Annotated in this window: 23 protein-coding genes; 18 read left to right on the forward strand and 5 right to left on the reverse strand. The window is 61.7% G+C overall.

Annotation, left to right across the window (positions count from 1 at the left end; all coding sequences use genetic code 11):
• The 4 genes from POI8812_RS17920 to rplT all read left to right on the forward strand — a co-directional run.
• Window positions 1–137: pyruvate kinase alpha/beta domain-containing protein (locus tag POI8812_RS17920; RefSeq protein ID WP_181377187.1), on the forward strand; the 137-nt coding region annotated here is incomplete at its 5' end.
• Window positions 134–358 carry a hypothetical protein gene (locus POI8812_RS05265; protein ID WP_108781530.1) on the forward strand — a complete coding sequence of 75 codons (225 nt, stop codon included), beginning with the start codon at window positions 134–136 and terminating at the stop codon, window positions 356–358. The genes POI8812_RS17920 and POI8812_RS05265, both read left to right, overlap by 4 nt.
• Window positions 359–540: 182 nt before the next feature.
• On the forward strand, window positions 541–741 hold the full coding sequence (gene rpmI / locus POI8812_RS05270) for a 50S ribosomal protein L35 (protein ID WP_108781531.1): 201 nt from the start codon (window positions 541–543) through the stop codon (window positions 739–741).
• A 15-nt stretch (window positions 742–756) separates the two neighbouring features.
• A complete protein-coding gene (gene rplT, locus POI8812_RS05275; protein ID WP_108781532.1) occupies window positions 757–1,122 on the forward strand; it encodes a 50S ribosomal protein L20 in 366 nt (121 codons plus the stop codon).
• 86 nt (window positions 1,123–1,208) lie between these two features.
• Here the strand turns inward: rplT and POI8812_RS05280 are convergent, their stop codons facing one another.
• Window positions 1,209–1,715, reverse strand: coding sequence for a DinB family protein (locus POI8812_RS05280; protein WP_108781533.1), 507 nt, complete (start codon window positions 1,713–1,715; stop codon window positions 1,209–1,211).
• 118 nt (window positions 1,716–1,833) lie between these two features.
• Here POI8812_RS05280 and POI8812_RS05285 point away from each other — a divergent pair, with 118 nt between their 5' ends.
• From POI8812_RS05285 to POI8812_RS05315, 7 genes are all read left to right on the forward strand, one after another.
• Window positions 1,834–3,072, forward strand: a complete 1,239-nt coding sequence (locus POI8812_RS05285) for an Hsp70 family protein (RefSeq protein WP_108781534.1) — start codon at window positions 1,834–1,836, stop codon at window positions 3,070–3,072.
• 60 nt (window positions 3,073–3,132) lie between these two features.
• Entirely contained in the window at window positions 3,133–4,206 is a 1,074-nt protein-coding gene (pheS, locus tag POI8812_RS05290; RefSeq protein WP_370739573.1) for a phenylalanine--tRNA ligase subunit alpha, read from the forward strand.
• Between the two features lie 78 nt (window positions 4,207–4,284).
• Complete coding sequence (locus POI8812_RS05295) at window positions 4,285–4,488, forward strand: phenylalanyl-tRNA synthetase subunit beta (RefSeq protein WP_108781535.1); 204 nt, start codon at window positions 4,285–4,287, stop codon at window positions 4,486–4,488.
• The gene (locus POI8812_RS05300) at window positions 4,478–4,891 is read left to right on the forward strand and encodes an ASCH domain-containing protein (protein WP_108781536.1); all 414 of its coding nucleotides are present in this window, start codon (window positions 4,478–4,480) and stop codon (window positions 4,889–4,891) included. Before POI8812_RS05295 ends, POI8812_RS05300 begins: the two co-directional genes overlap by 11 nt.
• A gap of 62 nt (window positions 4,892–4,953) precedes the next feature.
• A complete protein-coding gene (gene pheT / locus POI8812_RS05305) occupies window positions 4,954–7,407 on the forward strand; it encodes a phenylalanine--tRNA ligase subunit beta (protein ID WP_108781537.1) in 2,454 nt (817 codons plus the stop codon).
• A gap of 171 nt (window positions 7,408–7,578) precedes the next feature.
• Window positions 7,579–8,031 carry a YtoQ family protein gene (locus POI8812_RS05310; protein WP_108781538.1) on the forward strand — a complete coding sequence of 151 codons (453 nt, stop codon included), beginning with the start codon at window positions 7,579–7,581 and terminating at the stop codon, window positions 8,029–8,031.
• Between the two features lie 39 nt (window positions 8,032–8,070).
• Entirely contained in the window at window positions 8,071–9,678 is a 1,608-nt protein-coding gene (locus tag POI8812_RS05315; RefSeq protein ID WP_108781539.1) for a GMC family oxidoreductase, read from the forward strand.
• A 46-nt stretch (window positions 9,679–9,724) separates the two neighbouring features.
• On the opposite strand, the gene POI8812_RS05320 is transcribed toward POI8812_RS05315, so the two are convergent.
• Window positions 9,725–10,429 carry a glutathione S-transferase N-terminal domain-containing protein gene (locus tag POI8812_RS05320; RefSeq protein ID WP_211310395.1) on the reverse strand — a complete coding sequence of 235 codons (705 nt, stop codon included), beginning with the start codon at window positions 10,427–10,429 and terminating at the stop codon, window positions 9,725–9,727.
• A 195-nt stretch (window positions 10,430–10,624) separates the two neighbouring features.
• Here POI8812_RS05320 and mscL point away from each other — a divergent pair, with 195 nt between their 5' ends.
• The gene (gene mscL, locus POI8812_RS05325; RefSeq protein WP_108781541.1) at window positions 10,625–11,050 is read left to right on the forward strand and encodes a large conductance mechanosensitive channel protein MscL; all 426 of its coding nucleotides are present in this window, start codon (window positions 10,625–10,627) and stop codon (window positions 11,048–11,050) included.
• A gap of 56 nt (window positions 11,051–11,106) precedes the next feature.
• Here the strand turns inward: mscL and ald are convergent, their stop codons facing one another.
• Window positions 11,107–12,216, reverse strand: coding sequence for an alanine dehydrogenase (ald, locus tag POI8812_RS05330; RefSeq protein WP_108781542.1), 1,110 nt, complete (start codon window positions 12,214–12,216; stop codon window positions 11,107–11,109).
• Window positions 12,217–12,352: 136 nt separating this feature from the next.
• Here ald and POI8812_RS05335 point away from each other — a divergent pair, with 136 nt between their 5' ends.
• Window positions 12,353–12,814, forward strand: a complete 462-nt coding sequence (locus tag POI8812_RS05335; RefSeq protein WP_108781543.1) for an Lrp/AsnC family transcriptional regulator — start codon at window positions 12,353–12,355, stop codon at window positions 12,812–12,814.
• Here the strand turns inward: POI8812_RS05335 and POI8812_RS05340 are convergent, their stop codons facing one another.
• Both POI8812_RS05340 and POI8812_RS05345 read right to left on the reverse strand, forming a co-directional pair.
• Entirely contained in the window at window positions 12,815–13,138 is a 324-nt protein-coding gene (locus POI8812_RS05340) for an AzlD domain-containing protein (protein ID WP_108781544.1), read from the reverse strand. It abuts the gene before it with no gap.
• Window positions 13,131–13,853 (reverse strand): AzlC family ABC transporter permease, encoded by a 723-nt coding sequence (locus POI8812_RS05345; protein WP_108781545.1) that lies wholly within the window; start codon window positions 13,851–13,853, stop codon window positions 13,131–13,133. The genes POI8812_RS05340 and POI8812_RS05345 overlap by 8 nt, the downstream gene beginning before the upstream one ends.
• 220 nt (window positions 13,854–14,073) lie before the next feature.
• Here POI8812_RS05345 and POI8812_RS05350 point away from each other — a divergent pair, with 220 nt between their 5' ends.
• Genes POI8812_RS05350 through POI8812_RS05370 form a run of 5 tightly spaced genes read left to right on the forward strand, consistent with a single transcriptional unit; the run spans window position 14,074 to window position 18,748 of the window.
• Window positions 14,074–14,673, forward strand: a complete 600-nt coding sequence (locus POI8812_RS05350) for a lipase family protein (RefSeq protein WP_146186124.1) — start codon at window positions 14,074–14,076, stop codon at window positions 14,671–14,673.
• Window positions 14,670–15,542 carry a formate dehydrogenase accessory sulfurtransferase FdhD gene (fdhD, locus tag POI8812_RS05355; RefSeq protein ID WP_108781547.1) on the forward strand — a complete coding sequence of 291 codons (873 nt, stop codon included), beginning with the start codon at window positions 14,670–14,672 and terminating at the stop codon, window positions 15,540–15,542. Before POI8812_RS05350 ends, fdhD begins: the two co-directional genes overlap by 4 nt.
• Window positions 15,532–16,146 (forward strand): molybdenum cofactor guanylyltransferase MobA, encoded by a 615-nt coding sequence (gene mobA / locus POI8812_RS05360; protein ID WP_108781548.1) that lies wholly within the window; start codon window positions 15,532–15,534, stop codon window positions 16,144–16,146. The genes fdhD and mobA overlap by 11 nt, the downstream gene beginning before the upstream one ends.
• Window positions 16,143–16,640 (forward strand): molybdopterin-guanine dinucleotide biosynthesis protein B, encoded by a 498-nt coding sequence (mobB, locus tag POI8812_RS05365; RefSeq protein ID WP_108781549.1) that lies wholly within the window; start codon window positions 16,143–16,145, stop codon window positions 16,638–16,640. The genes mobA and mobB overlap by 4 nt, the downstream gene beginning before the upstream one ends.
• On the forward strand, window positions 16,637–18,748 hold the full coding sequence (locus POI8812_RS05370; RefSeq protein ID WP_108781550.1) for a molybdopterin-binding protein: 2,112 nt from the start codon (window positions 16,637–16,639) through the stop codon (window positions 18,746–18,748). The genes mobB and POI8812_RS05370 overlap by 4 nt, the downstream gene beginning before the upstream one ends.
• Window positions 18,749–18,777 lie beyond the last annotated feature (29 nt).

Genomic DNA, 18,777 nt, shown 5'->3' on the forward strand with positions numbered 1-18,777 from the left:
TGGGCGAGGGCTTTGCCACCGAGGACGACAAAATCATCGTCACCGCAGGCGTCCCCTTCAACACACCAGGCACCACCAACATCCTCCGCGTCGCCCCCTGCCAGGAAAAACTCATCTACGAAGGCGAACAAGGGTGACAGGACTCGATTGGCTCATCGCAACATATGGGCTGGCCAGCATCATCGCCGTTGGCCGGGCCCTGCAAAGTGCAGCCAATCGTATGAGAGTGTGGCGCGCCGCGTTTTGGTGCGCCACCGCCCTCGGCATGGGCCTCTGGATTGAGTTTGCGACCCCGCTTGCCGCAACCTTTTCCAATGTCATGATCCGCTTCATCGAAGTTTGGGCGCGGGTCTTTTAGGGTGGGTGCAGGGTCGTTCGACCTGATGCTTTGTCTATATGCAAATACCCCTCCACAGACCGTCCTCTCCCTCTTGCCTTCCCTGAAGGTCCGGCCTACAAGGCGCGCTCTAATCCCCGCGTGTCCGGCGAAAGGGCTGCCGAGTCGCGCGATTACGACCACTCAAGTTTGAGGAGATCGAAATGCCCAAGATGAAGACGAAGTCGAGCGCCAAGAAGCGCTTCAAGGTGACCGCATCCGGTCGCATCAAGGCCGGTCAGGCAGGCAAGCGCCACGGTATGATCAAGCGTACGCGCAAGTTCATCCGCGACGCGCGCGGGACGACGATCCTGTGCAAGGCTGACGAGAATATCGTCAAGACCTACATGCCCTACAACCGCTGATCGGAGGACCTTGATATGTCTCGCGTAAAGACCGGCACCGTCACACACCGTCGTCACAAGAAAGTCCTTGATCAGGCGAAAGGCTATTACGGCGCACGCCGCAAGCTCTTCCGCACGGCAACGCAGGCCGTCGACAAGGCGCAGCAATACGCGACCCGCGACCGTAAGGCGCGCAAGCGGAATTTCCGCGCGCTCTGGATCCAGCGGATCAACGCAGGCGTCCGTGCCCATGACGAGGCGCTGACCTATAGCCGCTTCATCAACGGCCTGAACCTGGCTGGCATCGAAGTGGACCGTAAGGTTCTCGCCGATCTTGCCGTGAACGAGCCTGCCGCATTCAACGCCATCGTTGATCAAGCGAAAGCGGCTTTGGCCGCGTGAGCCTTCCGCGAAAGCGGCTTTGGCCGCTTGAGCCGGATCGCATTTGAATTCAAAGGCCCCGTCTGATTGACGGGGCTTTTTGCGTTTCAGCCAGCCCGTTCCAGCATCGGCAGGTCTGTCACATCGGGCACGGCACCTGCTGCCGTCAGCATTGCGTGGATCTGCCCGCGATGATGGGTCTGATGGTTGAAGAAATGCACGATGCAAAGTGCGCGGTCCTTTGCGATCCGTTCCACTCCACCTGCGGGATACCAGCCGACCTCGCCCGTCAGATCGCCCTCATTCAGATTGACGGCCCAAGTCTCAATCTCCCGGTCGCGCGCGTGACGCACTGCTTTGAACGTCTCCCAATCGCGCGGGGCGTCGAGCAGAGGTTCAATATGGTCTTCGGGCCGTTCATCCCCCGCGAACCGCGCAAGCCATAGTGCATCGTCCCAAAGCAGGTGGTTGAACGTTCGCGCGATGGAGCCGAAAAACGCCCCCCGTTCAGCCCATCTCGCTGAATGGTCTAGACTGTCCGCTGCACTGACAAGGGAGCGGTTTTGCCAACAGGTGTAGCGGGCCATCACGCGGCAATAGTCGGTTGTGATCATTTCAAACTCTCCCAATCTCGGCAGTCTTGCGTCTTTCGTGAAGGCGGCACAGACGGGCCTTGCCCTATCTGCCGTTCTCCCATAAACGCTCCGACCTTCGCCATTAAAGGAGGTTCCGATGCCATCTCAAACCCTTGCCATCGACTTTGGAACCTCAAACTCTGCGGCGGCGATTTTTGATGGAGGTCGTGTTCGCTATCTGCCCATCGAGGGCGATGCGGAGACGTTGCCCACCGCAGTTTTCTTTCCGACCGGTCAGCCGATGCGCATCGGCGCTGCCGCCTCCACCGCGCTGATCGATGGGGAGGAGGGGCGATACATGCGTGCGCTCAAAAGCGTTCTCGGCCTGCCGCTTCTGCACGAAAGCCGGATGCTGGGCGGCAGGCGTCAGACCCTTGCAGATGTCATCACCGCCTTTCTCATCCAGATGCGGCGCAGGGCGGAGGCTGAAACCGGTCAGACGTTCACCCGTGCGCTTTCGGGGCGTCCGGTCCATTTCCACACATCCGATCCGGCCAAGGACGCACAGGCCGAAGCGGATCTGCGGGGCTGCTATCACGCGGCGGGGTTTGACCATGTGGATTTCTTGCCAGAGCCAGAGGCCGCCGTACTTGCCGCGCATGGCATGTCTGCCCCCGGCGCGTTGGGGATCATCGTGGATATCGGTGGCGGTACATCTGATTTTTCGATCTTTCGAACTCAGGCGGACGGTCCAGAAATCCTCGCCAGCCACGGTATCCGATTGGGTGGTACGGATTTCGACCGTGCTGTCTCCATCGCCCATGCGATGCCGCTTCTGGGCTTGGGTGGGCAGTTGCGCCGCGTGATGGGGCAGGGACTGCTGCCCGTGCCGCACGCGCCGTTCGTGGATCTGGCGACCTGGCCCAAGATCCCTTTTCTCTACACGCCCGAAATGCGGCGCATGGTGGCCGACATGCTGAAAGTGGCCGAACAGCCAGAGCGCATCACCCGCTTTGCCGAGGTTCTGGAACATGAGCTCGGCCACGAACTGGCCTTTGCGGTTGAGCGCGGAAAGATTGACGCCAACGCGCCCGAAGGGCAGGGCGCCATTCGTATGAATTTCATCGAACTGGGTCTTGCCGCCCCCCTCTCCCGGGCAGAGCTTGATGCGGTGCTCCACACCAACCGCACCGAACTGGCGGCCGCGATGTCCCACACATTGACCCTCGCCGGGGTGGAGGGCGAAACGATAGACAGCGTCGTCCTCGTCGGTGGGTCCAGCCTGATGACACTGGTTGAGGAGGTCTGCGCCAGCATTTGCCCCCGCGCCATCCAGCACCGTGCCAATGCGTTCACAGCTGTGATTGACGGTCTGGCACGTGCAACAGCCGCCTGATTGCTTGCACACGCCACCCCGTGTGGTAATGCCTTGCCCAACAGCGGATGAGGGCAACCCATGAGTGACATCGACAACCTGCGCAGCACCTGGCTCACCCGGATTGCGGATGCCAAGGATGAGTCCACGCTTGAGGACGCACGGGTCGCAGCCCTCGGAAAGAAGGGCGAGGTCAGCCTGAAAATGCGTGAACTGGGCAAGATGACGCCCGAAGAGCGTCAGGTCGCCGGTCCAGCGCTGAATGCCCTGAAGAACGAGCTGAACTCCGCCCTTGTCGCCCGCAAGACCGCCTTGGCCGATGCCGCACTTGAAGAGCGTCTGCGCACCGAATGGATGGACATATCCGCCCCCTCCCGCCCAGGGCAGCAAGGGACAATCCACCCGGTCAGTCAGGTCACGGAAGAGGTCATCGCCCTCTTTGCCGATCTTGGTTACTCCGTCGCGGAAGGGCCGCAGATCGAAAGCGATTGGCTGAACTTCGATGCGCTTAACATCCCGTCGCATCACCCGGCCCGCGCCGAGATGGACACGTTCTATATGAAGCGTGCCGAAGGTGATAACCGCCCACCTCACGTCCTGCGCACCCACACCTCCCCCGTGCAGATCCGGCACATGCAGGCCCATGGCGCGCCCTGCCGCATCATTGCACCGGGCCGGGTTTACCGGGCGGATTACGACCAGACCCATACTCCGATGTTCCATCAGGTTGAGGGGCTGGCCCTGGGCCGCGACATCTCCATGGCCAACCTCAAATGGACGCTTGAGACCTTCTTCTCCGCCTTCTTTGGCAAGGATGTGAAGACCCGCTTCCGCGCCTCACACTTCCCCTTCACAGAGCCGTCGGCGGAAGTCGATATCCAGTGCAGCTGGGAAAATGGTCAGGTGAAAGTCGGAGAGGGCAACGATTGGCTCGAAGTGCTCGGCTCAGGCATGGTCCATCCGAAAGTGCTGGAAGCTGGCAAGATCGACCCGACGCAATATCAGGGCTTTGCCTTCGGCATGGGCATCGATCGCATGGCGATGCTGAAATACGGCATCCCCGACTTGCGCGCCTTTTTCGACAGCGACCTGCGCTGGCTGCGTCACTACGGCTTCTCCGCCCTGACCCCGCCCAGCGTATCTGCTGGCGTCTGATCAAGCCGAAAACCCGGCCCGCACGCCGGGACCGCATGCCCCATGTTCAGATCTGGCCAATTGCCCTAGATTTTGATCATGTCGAAACGCCGCCTCTATTTCGTCGCGCTCGCCCTGCTTGTTGTCGGGGCGCATATCGCGATGCTGACCTCCGACCGGATGCCGTTTGAGACGGCGTTGCGCCTTACCCTCGTTAATGCCTCCATCTGGGGTCTGATCGCGCTTCCGGCGCTCTATTTCTGGATGCGAAAGCGGGCGAAAAGGGCTGCCGATGAACGTTGAAGCGCTGCAAAAAAAATATCCCGGTGCCCAACCCTATCGCATGGGTGACAATGATGCGCTCACGGCTGAATTGCTGGCCCTCGTACGCGCCGGGGTGAAGCGGGCCACATGCACCGCCATGATCGATGTGGAAGAGGGGCGGGAGGCGCTGCCCATGCTGGGCCGGTGCGATATCTGCATGGCCCCCGATGGAACACCTGCCGTCGTCACCCGCACCGCCGAACTGCGCGAGCTTCGCTTCTGCGACATGACGGCAGAGATGGCGCTGGCCGAAGGGGAGGATGACAGCCTCGACAGCTGGCGCGCGGGCCATCGCCGCTACTACGAGCGGCAGGGGATCTTTCACCCCGAAATGCAGCTGATATGGGAGCGGTTCGAGGTCGTCGAGGATTTCGCCCGCTGACCCTTTCACACCTCCCGCCCTTGCGCTAAACGAAGGTCCGAACGGCAAGGGACACGGGCGCTATGAAATTCACGCTGAACTGGCTCAAAGACCATCTGGAGACTGAGGCAACGCTCGATGAAATCGTCGAGGCACTGACCGATCTCGGCCTTGAGGTAGAGGAGGTCGTGAACCCCGCCGACCGTCTGGGCACCTTCCGCATCGGCTATGTCAAATCGGCAGAGCAGCACCCGAATGCCGATCGTCTGCGCGTCTGCATGGTCGAAACCGCCGCTGGCATGCAGCAGATCATTTGCGGTGCACCGAACGCGCGCGCGGGCATCAAGGTCGTGGTCGCTCAGCCCGGCGATTATGTGCCCGGCATCGACACCACCATTCAGGTTGGCGAAATCCGCGGTGTTGAAAGCCACGGCATGATGGCCTCCGAGCGGGAGCTTGAGCTGTCGGATGAACATGATGGCATCATCGAATTGCCCGAGGCGGCAGAGGTCGGTCAGCGCTATATCGACTTTGCTGAGCTGAACGATCCGATGATCGAGATCGCGATCACACCAAACCGCCCTGATGCGCTGGGTGTGCGCGGCATTGCCCGCGACCTGGCCGCACGCGGTCTGGGCACCCTGAAATCTGGCGATGTGCCGCTGGTCGAGGGCGCGTACGCAAACCCGATCACGACGCATCTGGCCGCTGACGTCGCGGACAAGGCGTGCCCGGTCTTCTTCGGTCGTCATGTGCGGGGCGTGAAGAACGGCCCGTCCCCAAAATGGATGCAGCAGCGCTTGATCGCTATTGGTCTGCGCCCGATCTCCACCCTTGTGGATATCACCAACTACGTCACCTATGACCGCGGACGTCCGCTCCACGTCTTCGATGCGGACAAGGTTCACGGCGATCTGACAGTGCGCTTCGCCAAGGAAGGTGAGACGATCACCGCCCTCGATGACAAGGAATACACCCTGACGCCAGAGATGACGATCATCGCCGATGAACAGGGCGTGGAGTCCATCGGCGGCATCATGGGTGGGGCCGCGTCCGGCTGCACGGATGAGACGGTGAATGTCTATATCGAGGCGGCCTATTTCGATCCGGTGCGCACCGCCCATACCGGTCGCGCGCTTAAGATCAACTCGGATGCGCGCTACCGTTTCGAGCGTGGAGTTGATCCGGCCTTCACGCCGGACGGTGTTGAGCTTGCGACCCGCCTGGTGCTCGACCTGTGCGGGGGGGAGCCGTCGGAGGTGACCAAAGCGGGCGAGGTGCCGGACACCGCGCGGCGCTATGACCTCGACCCGGCACGGGTGATCAGCCTCGTCGGCATGGACATCCCGCGCACCGAGCAAGTTCGCATTCTGGAAGCACTGGGCTTTGACTGTGCCCAGCCTGGTATTGTGACTTCGACCCTTGCCGCCGTCGCAGGCACGGCCCCGGTTGCAGAGAGCGGCGTGATTTCCGTCGGCATTCCGTCCTGGCGGCCCGACGTCCACGGGGAGGCGGATCTGGTGGAAGAGGTGGCGCGGGTCGCCTCTCTGACCAAGCTTGAGGGCAAACCGATGCCGCGAGAGGCTGGCATCGGAGAGCCGGTGCTCAGCCCCATGCAGGTGCGCACAGCCACCGCGCGGCGCAGTCTGGCCGCGCTCGGCCTGAATGAATGCGTGACCTACAGCTTCATCCAGCAATCAAGTGCCGCCCTCTTCGGTGGCGGCAGCGATGCAACCGAAGTGGCCAATCCGATCAGTTCCGAGATGAGCCATATGCGCCCCGATCTGCTGCCCGGCTTGATGGAGGCCGCGACCCGCAATCAGGCCCGCGGCATCGCGGATCTTGGCCTCTTCGAAGTCGGCATGGCGTTTGAGGGTGGGGAGCCGGAAGAGGACGCGTTGCACGCAACGGGTTTGCGTGTCGGCCACACTGCACCGCGCAACGCCCATGGCACGCGTCGTCCGGTCGATCTCTATGATGCGAAGGCGGATGCCGAGGCGCTGCTCAGCACGCTTGGCGCGCCGGTAGAGCGCTTGATGCCCCTGCGCACTGCCCCTGCATGGTTCCATCCGGGCCGCTCCGGTGTGCTCGGGCTGGGTCCAAAGAACCCGCTCGCCGTTTTCGGGGAGCTTCACCCAAAAGTGGTTGAGGCGCTCGATCTCAAAGGTCCGGTTGTTGGCTTCACGGTCTTCCCTGCAAATATTCCGTTCCCCAAGGCAAAAACGGCGACGCGCGCCCCATTGGCCCTGTCCGACCTGCAATCGGTCGAGCGGGATTTCGCCTTCGTCGTCGATGCAGATGTCGAGGCGGATAAGCTGCTGCGCGCGGCCAAGGGCGCCGACAAACAGTTGATCGAAGCGGTCTCGCTCTTCGATGTCTATCAGGGCCCTAGAGTGGAGGAGGGTAAGAAATCCCTCGCCATCGCCGCGCGCCTGCAGCCCAAGGACGCAACCTTGACCGATGACCAGATCGAGGCCGTCGCCGCCAAGATCATCAAGGCTGTCGAGAAAGCGACCGGGGGCGTGCTGCGCGGCTGATCTTCGGATTGGTCTAAATACCCAAATCCCCGCCTTGGGCTTGCCTGCGCCTCCGGCGGGGATATTTCTCCCAAGAAGAAGACGTTAACCAATTGGTGCGTCTGACGGATCGGTGCACGTCTGGTGCACGCCCTGTGTACGGGTTGTGCACAGCTATTCTGGAGTTAACCCATGCATTGGACCGTCTACCTTTCAGGCGAGATTCACACCAACTGGCGTGACGAGATTGCGGCGGCTTGTGAGGGCCTCCCCGTCAGCTTCACCGCGCCTGTGACCGATCACGCGGCCTCCGACGATTGCGGCGTTGCGATCCTGGGCGAAGAACCCAACAAGTTCTGGCATGATCACAAAGGGGCTAAGCTCAATGCGATCCGCACCCGCAACGCGATCGAGGCCGCCGATCTGGTCGTGGTGCGTTTTGGTGAGAAATATCGGCAGTGGAATGCCGCATTTGATGCGGGATATGCCCATGCGTTGGGTAAGCCGCTGATTGTCATGCACAATGCTGAACATGCCCATGCACTGAAAGAAGTGGATGCGGCGGCCAATGCAACCTGTGAAACGCCACGTCAGGCGGCGCAGATGCTGCAATATCTGATGACCGGCGCATTGCCCGAGAGCTGACGCCCCGTTTACCCTTCCTCCCAAAAAGGGGAAGGGACGATGGAATTTGACTATGTGATTGTCGGCGGAGGATCCGCCGGTTCGGTTATGGCCGCGCGCTTGAGTGAGGATCCAGGCGTCACCGTCTGCCTGCTGGAAGCTGGCAATGACGGGCGCGGCATCCTTGTGCGTGCCCCCGCGGGGGTGATCGCCATGCTTCCGGGCTATGGCCGGATCAACAACTGGGCTTACGAAACCGTGCCACAGCCCGGCTTGAACGGACGGCGGGGTTATCAGCCTCGGGGTAAAACGCTTGGTGGCTCTTCGGCGATCAACGCGATGATCTACATCCGCGGCCATCAACGCGACTATGATGACTGGGTGGATCAGGGGGCCGCAGGCTGGGGGTGGGACGATGTTCTGCCCTATTTTCGAAAGGCCGAAAACAATGTTCGGGGCGCTGACGCGCTGCACGGTGCGGAGGGTCCGCTTGCGGTCAGCGAACAGCAGGAACCGCGCGCGGTCACACATGCCTTTGTCGCTGCGGCGCAAAGCCTGCAGCACCGGGCAAACCCGGATTTCAATGGGGCCGAACAGGAAGGGGTGGGCCTGTGGCAGGTGACGCAATTCCGCGATCCTGCCAGAAATGGGGAGCGGTGTTCTGCGGCGGCGGCTTATGTGCATCCCAACATCTCGCGCCCCAACCTGAAAGTCATTACTGGCGCTGCGGCGGAAAAAATCATTCTGGAGCAGGGTGTTGCACGCGGTGTTCAGTATCGCCGCAAACGGCAGAGCCAGACGGTCCGCGCCCGGCGGGAAGTCATTTTGAGCGCAGGCGCCTTCGGCAGCCCCCAGCTTTTGCAGCTCTCTGGCATTGGTCGTGGTAAGGATTTGCAGCGGCTGGGGATCGAGGTCGTGCATGACGCGCCCGAGGTCGGCCAGAACCTTCAGGACCATATCGACTTCATCCTCGCCTACAAAACCGATCAGGCGGACGCGACCGGCCTTGGGCTGGGGATGAAGGGCACTCAGATCGTGCTGCGCGACATGCTCCGATGGCGCAAGGATGGCAAATCGCTGATCGCGAGCCCGGGATCGGAGGCTGGCGCATTTCTCAAGACGCGAGCGGATCTGGAGCGGCCCGATGTGCAATTGCACTTCGTTCCATCCGTTGTGGATGATCACGCGCGCAAGCTCCATCTGGGTTACGGCTATTCCTGCCATGTGTGCGTTTTGCGTCCCAAATCGCGGGGCAGCGTCAACCTGATGACAGCAGATCCACATGCAGCACCGGCGATTGATCCGGGCTTTCTGAGCCACGAAGACGACATGGCGACATTGCTGGCCGGCACCAAACTGACCCGCCGGATCATGGAGGCTGAGCCGATTTCACGCTTCCAGACCAAGGAGGTCTATACCGAGGGCGTGACCAGTGATGCGGAGCTGGAGCAGCATATTCGGGATCGTGGGGATACGGTCTATCACCCGGTTGGAACGGTCCGCATGGGCACCGATTCCGCGGCGCCCTGCGATCCGCACGGTCGGGTGCGCGGGGTGGGCGGATTACGTGTCGTGGATGCGTCTTTGATGCCGACACTGATCGGCGGCAACACCAATGCGCCCACGATCATGATGGCGGAAAAGATTGCGGCCGAGATGCGCGCCTGAGGGTGGATGATCGGCGCGGGTTGGATTGCCACCCGCGCCGATCCTGTTATCCGTTGCGATCGGGGATGTTGAGCGCTTTCTGGCTGGCCGGTCGGCTGAGGTGCAGGGCGAGATAACGCTGCACTTCAGCAAAATCACCAAGGCCCAGAACCTCTTCACCACCATAGAAATCGATAACTTTCAGCCAGGGCCAGATTGCCAAATCAGCAATCGTGTATTCGCCCGCTGCCACGAAATCTTTGCCCACAAGGTGCTTGTCCAGCACGCCCAGAAGGCGTCTGGCCTCACCTGTATAGCGGTCCTTGGCATAGGTGTCGGATGTCTTGTCGGCCGCGAATTTGTAGAAGTGGCCGAACTGGCCCAGCATCGGGCCGAGGCCGCCCATCTGCCACATAAGCCAGGTCAGAACCTCGGCCCGTGCAGCGCCGTCTGCGGGAAGGAACTTCCCGGACTTTTCGGCAAGATAAATCAGGATCGCGCCGGACTCGAAAATCTCAACCATTTCGCCATTCGGACCGTTGGGGTCGATCAGGGCGGGGATCTTGTTATTGGGGTTCAGGGCCAGATATTCCGGCGTCAACTGATCATCACGCATGATCGAAATCGTGTGCGCCTCATAGGGCAGGCCCGTCTCTTCCAGCATGGCGCCGACCTTGATGCCGTTTGGCGTCGGAAACGAGTAAAGCTGGATCTGGTCGGGGTTCTGCGCCGGGCGCAGCGTATTGATCGGGTGGTCTGTCAGCGCGGACATTACGGCTCTCCTATCATCGGTTGTCATGCAGGTAGGGGCTGAGCCATCCGCGTTCCAGCCTGATCGCGGCAACGGATTGTTCCCAAATTGGAGGATTGTATCGATCTCGGGCCGTTTTTGTTGACGCATGCAGCAACGCTGGCGCAGTCTCACCGCGCAACTTGCACGCATAAACCGAGGGAAACGGGGGGCAACATGCTAAATGAATTCAAGACGTTCATTGCCAAGGGCAATGTGATGGATATGGCGGTGGGGATCATCATCGGTGCCGCTTTCACCGCGATTGTTCAATCCATGGTGAATGATCTGATCAATCCGATTGTCGGCATCTTCACGGGCGGGATCGATTTCACCAATCTGTTTTTCATCATTGGTGAGGGAGAATACGCCTCTCTGACCGAGGCACAGGAAGCGGGGGCTGCTGCCTTTGCCTACGGTTCGTTCCTGAATGCCTGCATCAACTTCCTGATCATCGCCTTCGTCGTCTTCATGCTGGTCCGTCAGGTCAACCGCATCAAGGACGCGACCGCCAAGAAGGAAGAGGAGGCCATGCCCGCAGCACCGGCAGGCCCAACCCAGGAAGAGCTTTTGGTTCAAATTCGGGACTTGCTGGCCAAGTAAGCCAGGCTCCCGCCGGAAGACGCCTCCGGCGGGACCTTTTCCAGATAGAGTGTGTCCTAGCCGAGCAAATCGGCCGGGGCGACCCAGTCACGACCCAGGGCGCGGGCAACCGGTTCATTGGTGATCTGACCGGCGTGGATGTTCAACCCTTCGGCCAAATGGGCATCCGCGCGGCACGCGGCCTGCCATCCCAGATTCGCCAGCTTCTGTACGAATGGCATCGTTGCGTTGCCCAATGCGATGGTCGATGTGCGGGCCACCGCACCAGGCATATTGGCCACGCAGTAATGCACGATCCCGTCCACTTCATAGATTGGATCGTCATGGGTCGTGGCCTTCGACGTTTCGAAGCAGCCGCCCTGATCGATCGCAACGTCGACGAGCACAGCGCCAGGCTTCATCGTGGCAAGGTCTGCACGGCTCACCAGTTTGGGCGCGGCTGCACCCGGGATCAGCACGGCCCCGATGACCATGTCAGAGGTTGCGATCAACTCGGCAATATTGGCCTTGCTGGCATAGCGCGTGCGGAACTGGCTTGAGAACTGGTCATCCAACTGGCGCAGGCGCGGCAGGGAGAGGTCAAGGACAGTCACCTGCGCGCCCATCCCGGCGGCGATGCGGGCCGCGTGGGTGCCCACCACGCCGCCGCCAATGACGGTCACTTCAGCAGGGCCAACGCCGGGCACGCCGCCCATCAGGACGCCGCGGCCTCCATTTGCTTTTTGCAGGCTCCAAGCGCCGACCTGGGGGGCAAGACGGCCTGCGACCTCTGACATCGGGGCGAGAAGGGGCAGGCCGCCTGTCCGGTCTGTCACGGTTTCATAGGCGATGGCGGTGCAGCCTGACGCCAGCAGGTCGTCGGTCTGGGCTGGATCCGGCGCAAGGTGCAGATAGGTGAACAAAAGCTGCCCCTCGCGCAGGCGCGCGCGCTCAACGGCCTGAGGCTCTTTGACCTTCACGATCATGTCGGCCTCAAATACACTGTCGACGTCGGTGATCGATGCACCGGCGGCGATGTAATCCTCATCCGCGAAGCCAGCGCCGAGACCTGCGCCCTGCTGGATCCTGACCGTGTGACCACTGTCGCAGAGCGCTGTGACAGCCGCCGGGGTAAGGCCGACGCGATATTCACGAGTTTTGATTTCTGTCGGGCATCCGATGATCATGGCCCTGGTCCTCCCTATTGACTGGGATCAGCGTGGGGGAGGTGGTTTGAAATGTGCTTGCAAAGTTCACCCCGTTTCGCCTTCTCTTTAGAAGAATATTCGAAGATCAAACAAAATTTCCGAAGGTTGATGCGATATGAAGCTTGATGCGACAGATATCCGTTTGCTGCGTGCCTTGCAGGAGGATGGTCGCATGTCGAATGCGGCATTGGCGGAACGGGCGCATTTGTCCGCGTCTGCATGCCACCGAAGGCTGCGTCAGCTGGAGATGGCGGGCGTCATTTCGGGCTATGGTGTTCGGTTGAATGCCCGCGCGGTTGGGCGCGGCACCATCGTCTTTGTCGAGATCACGTTGCAGGCGCAATCGCAGGACCTGCTTGATCAGTTTGAGGCTGGTGTCGCGCGCATTCCTGACGTGGTGGAATGCCATCTGATGGCGGGTAGCGCGGATTACTTGCTCAAGATCCTCGCTGAGAATTCGGACGATTTTGCGCGCATCCACCGACAGCACCTGTCTCGCCTGCCCGGTGTCGCGCAGATGCATTCGAGCTTTGCGTTGAGGACGGTCGCAGACGGGAATGTGGTGCCGCTCGGCTAGTCAGAGTGCCCAAAGCAAAACGTAGAGTGCGATCATACCGCCCGCCATCGCGCCAAGCACGTTGCGGGTTAAAGCGCCCAGTAGAAGTGCTGCGAGGGCCGCCCCCATGCGCGCCGGATCCATCTCACCCCCAGTGGCGTCCGGCCAGACAACCAGCGGTGCGACAAGGCCGGGCAATACTGCAACCGGCACATAGCGCAACAGACGCATGGCCCAGTCGGGGAAGGTCCGTCCCTGCATAAGCCCGAGAAACGAGAAGCGGATCAGGAATGTTCCGGCACCCAATGCACAGATGATGATCCAGATTTCGGGTCCGTTACTCATGGATGACCCTCCCGCGCCGTTCCAAGACGATCTCGGTCAAGGCGCCCGCGCCCATCGCGACTGCGGCAGCGATCATCAAGCCGAGCGAGTAGGGCACCCAGGCAAATGCCAGGGCGAACACCACTGAGGTAATCGCGGCAATCAGGTGGGGGAGCGAGCGGAGCATCGGGGCCGTCATCGCGATAAATGTAATCGGAACTGCGAAGTCGAGGGCGTATTCAGGCGGGATGGCCGAACCCGCAACCGCGCCGATATAGGAAAACAGGTACCAAAGCGGCGCTATAGGTGTGATGACGCCGGCGAAATAGGCGAGCTTGGCACTCAACGTCAGATTGGGTTCCCGCTCGAATTTCAGCGCTGCCGCCGCATAAGACTGGTCCACCAATAGATAGGCGATCAACGCACGCTTCCAGATCGGCGCCTTACCGTAATGCACTGCCATCGCAGCGGAATAGAGCGCCATGCGCAGGTTTACGGCAAGCGCGGTCAGGATCACGATGAGAGTTGGCGCATTCTCGACCCAAAGTGCGACCGCCGTGAACTGTGCCGCCCCGGCGATGACCAGAACGGTCATGCCCATCGTCTCAACAAGATTGAGGCCGGCTTCTGTCGCCACGACCCCGAAAAGCAGGGCGAAGGGGACAACCAGAAAGACGAATGGAAGCGCCTCCTTCACACCGTCGGTGAATGCGGTACTTGGCGATTTTTGTGACATTGCGGAGGGGCTTTCCAATACTGGCTGGGTACTTACCTGAGCGCTGCGGTTGATGGCAATCTCGAATCCCTCGAAACATGTCTGTAATCGCGGCCAGGCGGTGGACAATTTGCATATGGCGCGCGTTTACTCTGGCTGAGCAACGAATGGTGGCGGCATGCGCGATCGAAATGGGGAAAAGATCTGCCTGATTCACGGTCTTGGCCGGGGACCGGGATCTATGTCGTTGATGGGTTTGAGGTTGGAGCGGGAAGGGTTCACGACCTTCACGGCGGGGTATGCGTCCCGCTCTGACACGATGGCCGAGGCGCAGGCAAAGCTGCTGGCACAGATCGCGGTGAAGGCACCTGACGGGTGCCACATCGTCGGTCATTCCCTTGGCGGAGTTCTGGGGCTTCGCATCAAGGCGGCTGAGCCAGAACGGTTCGGGCGCGTGGTGCAGCTCGGCTCACCCAACAAAGGGTCGCCGATGGCCGCGTTCTTCAAGGATATGCCGATGGTCCCCCAGATCATGGGCCCGGTGATGGAGCGGTTGGCGGCCGCTGATCTGGGTCTGGACGCATTGCCACCCAATATCGCCCGCGATCTGGGCATTATCGCAGGCTCTGCCGCGCCGATGGAGCGGATCAGTCCTTACTGGGGCATCGAGGGGCCCAGCGACGGAATGGTGCCCTTGGAATCGGCCCTGGGAATTGATCATGCGGATGCGCTTTTGACCACGACACTGCATGGCGTTCTGCCCTTGTCGAGCCATGCGGCAGAGCAGGTTGCCCATTTCCTGCGCGACGGACGGTTCCGGCGGGACGAGGTGGCGGCATGAGTGATTATCTGATTGCGCCAAGCCCGGCGGGCGCGGGCTTGACCCGTGCGATCACGGGCCGAGACCACACCGGGGCCGAGGTCGAGATCAACGTGGTTGAGGAGCGCCCGTTGACGATCTGGCTGAACGGGCAGGAGATTGTGACGGCGATGACAATCGGGGACCATCCCCGCTGGCTGGCTGTTGGTTATCTGATCAATCAGGGGATGGTCTTGCCCAGTGATGAGATCACGGGCGTCGATTTCGATGAGGAACTAGAGACCGTCGTCGTCCGCACAGCGCGCGAGACGGACTACGAGGAGAAACTGGCACGTAAGACACGCACCTCCGGCTGTGCGGTCGGGACCGTTTTTGGCGATGTGATGGAGGGGGTTGCAGAGGTCCAACTGCCCCATGCGGAAGTGCGTACCAGCGATCTTTACGCCCTCGCCCACAAGATCAACACGACGCCCAGCCTCTATCTGGAGGCGGGCGCGATCCATGGAACCGTCCTGTGTGAAGGTGACCGCCCTCTCGTCTACATGGAGGATGTGGGCCGCCACAACGCCGTCGACAAAATCGCAGGTTGGATGCGGATGGAGCGGGTCAGCGCCCAGGGCAAGATGCTCTACACCACGGGCCGACTGACCTCGGAAATGGTGATCAAGACGGCATTGATGGGCATTCCGGTGCTCGCGTCACGCTCTGGCTTCACAGCTTGGGGGGTCGAGATCGCCCGCGATGTGGGACTGACCCTGATTGGCCGTATGCGTGGCCAGCGGTTCATGTGCCTTGCGGGGGAAGAGCGCCTTGTGCGCGATGTCGATCCGCGTGCAATCCGCGACGAGCCAAAACGCGCGGGCCGTAAGGGAGGTCGCGATGCGGAGTGATCGCGCGATAGCGGGCGTCATTCTGGCCGGGGGGCGTGCCACCCGGATGGGGGGCGGTGACAAGTGCCTGTTGGAGATTGGCGGCAAGCCCCTGTTGGAGGAGATCATTGCACGACTTTCTCCGCAGGTGGCGGCGCTTGCGCTGAATGCAAATGGCGATCCGGCACGGTTTGCGCGCTTTGGCCTGCCCGTCGTGCCTGACGCGGATGATGCGCGCGACGGGCCCTTGGCCGGTGTGTTGGCCGGAATGGATTGGGCCGCGTCCGAGGGTTTTGCCCAAATTGTAACCGTCGCGGGCGACACCCCCTTTTTCCCGACTCATCTGGTGCAGGCGCTGCGCTTTGCAGCCGTTTCCGAAGGGACACCGCTGGCCCGGGCCGAGACCCCGCGTCCGGGATCAGATCGCTTTGACCGCCACCCGACCTTTGGATTGTGGCAAGTCGGGCTGCGCGACGATTTGCGTGCGGCCCTCGCGGCTGGTACGCGCAAGGTCGTGGCGTGGACCGATCCGCACGGATGTGCCCGCGTCAGCTTTGACGGCGAGGATGATCCGTTTTTCAACGTGAATACGCCGGATGATTTGGAGAAGGCCCGCGCGCGATGAGGATCTACGGTGTTACCGGCTGGAAGAATTCGGGCAAGACCACGCTGATGGAACGGCTCGTCGCTGACATCACGGCGCGTGGGTTCACCGTCTCGACCGTCAAGCATGCCCATCACAGTTTTGACGTCGATCATCCGGGAAAGGACAGCTATCGGCACAGGGTTGCCGGGGCGCAGGAGGTTTTGCTCGCCTCCCGCAATCGCTGGGCCTTGATGCATGAATTGCGGCAAGCGGAGGAACCTCAGCTTTCTGACCTATTGGTCCGACTTTCGCCCGTCGATCTGGTGTTGGTCGAGGGGTACAAACGCGACCGTCACCCCAAGATCGAGGCGCATCGGGCGGAGACCGGGCAGAAGCTGATCGCGCCGGGTGACGACACCATTCGCGCGGTCGCCAGTGATACGAAGATCGAAGGGCTCGACCGCCCGCTGCTGCCGCTGAGTGACGCGCGGGTTGTTGCGGATTTCATATTGGGAGAGGTCGGGCTTGCATGAGCTTTGACACTTGCATCGCAATCGACTGGTCGGCGGCGAGCACGCCCACACCAAAGCGGGAGAGTGCGAACGCGCTTTGGATGGCGGTGGCCCGGGACGGTGTCGCACTGCGCGGTCAGTACTTTCGCACGCGGTCCGCACTTATGGCGTCGCTCGCCGAACTGCTTGCTGCGGAACATGCGGCGGGGCGTCGTGTTCTTGTCGGATTTGACTTCGCCTTTGGCTATCCGGCCGGATTTGCAGTTGGCTTGGGGGTCGACTCCGACCCACTGGCATTGTGGACCTACATCGCTGACCGCTTGGAGGATCGTGAGGACAATTCGAACACCCGGTTCGAGTTGGCAGCGCAGCTGAACGGGCACTTTGCAGGAGATGGTCCGTTTTGGGGGCATCCAAAAGGACAGAACCATCCGGGATTGCTGCCGACCCGTTCCGCGGTGCCCGAAGGATTGGCCGAACGGCGGCTGATTGAAGAGCATGTGCCACAGGCCAAGTCTGTTTGGCAGATCGCCTATACCGGGTCAGTCGGGTCGCAGTCCCTGACGGGGATCGCCGCGCTTGACCGTCTGCGCCGCGCACTGGGTGATAAGGTGCGGGTCTGGCCATTTGAGCCGGTGACCGATGCACGCGTTGTATTTGCAGAGATTTACCCCTCGCTGTTTCGGGACGATGTGCGTCAACGATTGGCAGCCGAGCCTGAGGGGACCGTGAGGGACCGGATTGAGGTTGAAACATGCGCGGCACAATTCTCTCGCTGGAGCGTCGAGGGGGTTCTGGACACAGTGCTCGATCAGGACGTTTTGCCTGCGGCCGCTTTGCAGGAAGGATGGATCCTCGGCGTGGACGGGCAGGGCGCGCGGATCGAGACGCGCAGCCGCCTGCGCGATGATTGCTTCGCGCTGCCGCCCGGTGTCGACTGGACACCCGTTGATGTGGCGCTCGACCGCCTGCGGGCTGCGGCGCGTCCCGTTACTGCCGCCCAAACGATTCCGGTGAGTGCTGCTGGCGGTCGGATATTGGCAGGTGAGGTGGTGGCGTTGGTTTCGCACCCTCCACTCCCCAACTCGGCCGTTGATGGCTATGGCGGTGCGGCGGAGGCTTTGCTGCCGGGAAAGCCGATTGATTTGGTGGACGGACGATCTGCGGCGGGCGCACCTTATACTGGTTGCGTGCCCAAGGGGCGTGCTTTGCGTATCCTGACCGGGGCCGCAATCCCAGACGGTGTGGATACGGTCATTTTGCAAGAGGACGTCCAGCGCGAAGGTCAGACCATCCGGCTTGAGGGGCATCCGCGCCCAGGCGCCAATATCCGCAAAGCTGGAGAGGACGTGGCGGCGGGGGCACCGGTTCTGCCAGCGGGACGTCGTCTGACTGTCGCCGATCTGGCGCTGCTATCTGCGACCGGTCACGCGAGCGTTGCGGTGCGCGCTAAACTGCGCGTGGCGGTGCTGTCGACGGGTGATGAGATCACGGACGGCCCGCTTGGACATGGTCAGATGCGGGACGCTAACAGGCCCATGTTGCTCGACATGGTGCGGCGCTGGGGGATGGAGCCGGTCGACCTTGGCATCGCGCCTGATGACCGTGCCGCGGTGCGCGCGGCGCTGGATGCGGGCGCGGCTGGTGCCGATGCAATCCTGTCGACGGGCGGCGCCTCGGCTGGGGATGAGGACCACATGTCGGCCCTGTTGGGAGAGGCGGGGGCGTTGCATACGTGGCGCATCGCCATCAAACCGGGTCGTCCCCTTGCGCTGGCACAGTGGCGCGACGTGCCGGTCTTTGGATTGCCCGGGAATCCGGTCGCGGCATTTACCTGTGCGGCCCTTTTCGCCCGCCCGACGCTGCAGGTGATGGCAGGCGCTGCTTGGCCCGATCTGCCGGTCCAATCCCACCCTGCGGCGTTCACCAAACGCAAGAAGCCCGGACGGCGCGAGGTGTTGCGCGCCCGCCTGCGCAACGGCGCGGTGGAGGTCTACGCCTCGGAAGGGTCCGGCCGCATTGCCGGGCTCAGCTGGGCCGAAGGGTTTTGCCTTTTGCCCGACGTCGCGCAAGACATCGCACCGGGCACGATGGTGGAGTATGTGCCGTTCAGCGCCTTGGGGCTGTAGCGACACAATCGATCGTATGGGCAGTCGCA

Source organism: Pontivivens insulae, assembly GCF_900302495.1.
In the GTDB taxonomy this organism is placed as follows: Bacteria; Pseudomonadota; Alphaproteobacteria; order Rhodobacterales; family Rhodobacteraceae; genus Pontivivens; species Pontivivens insulae.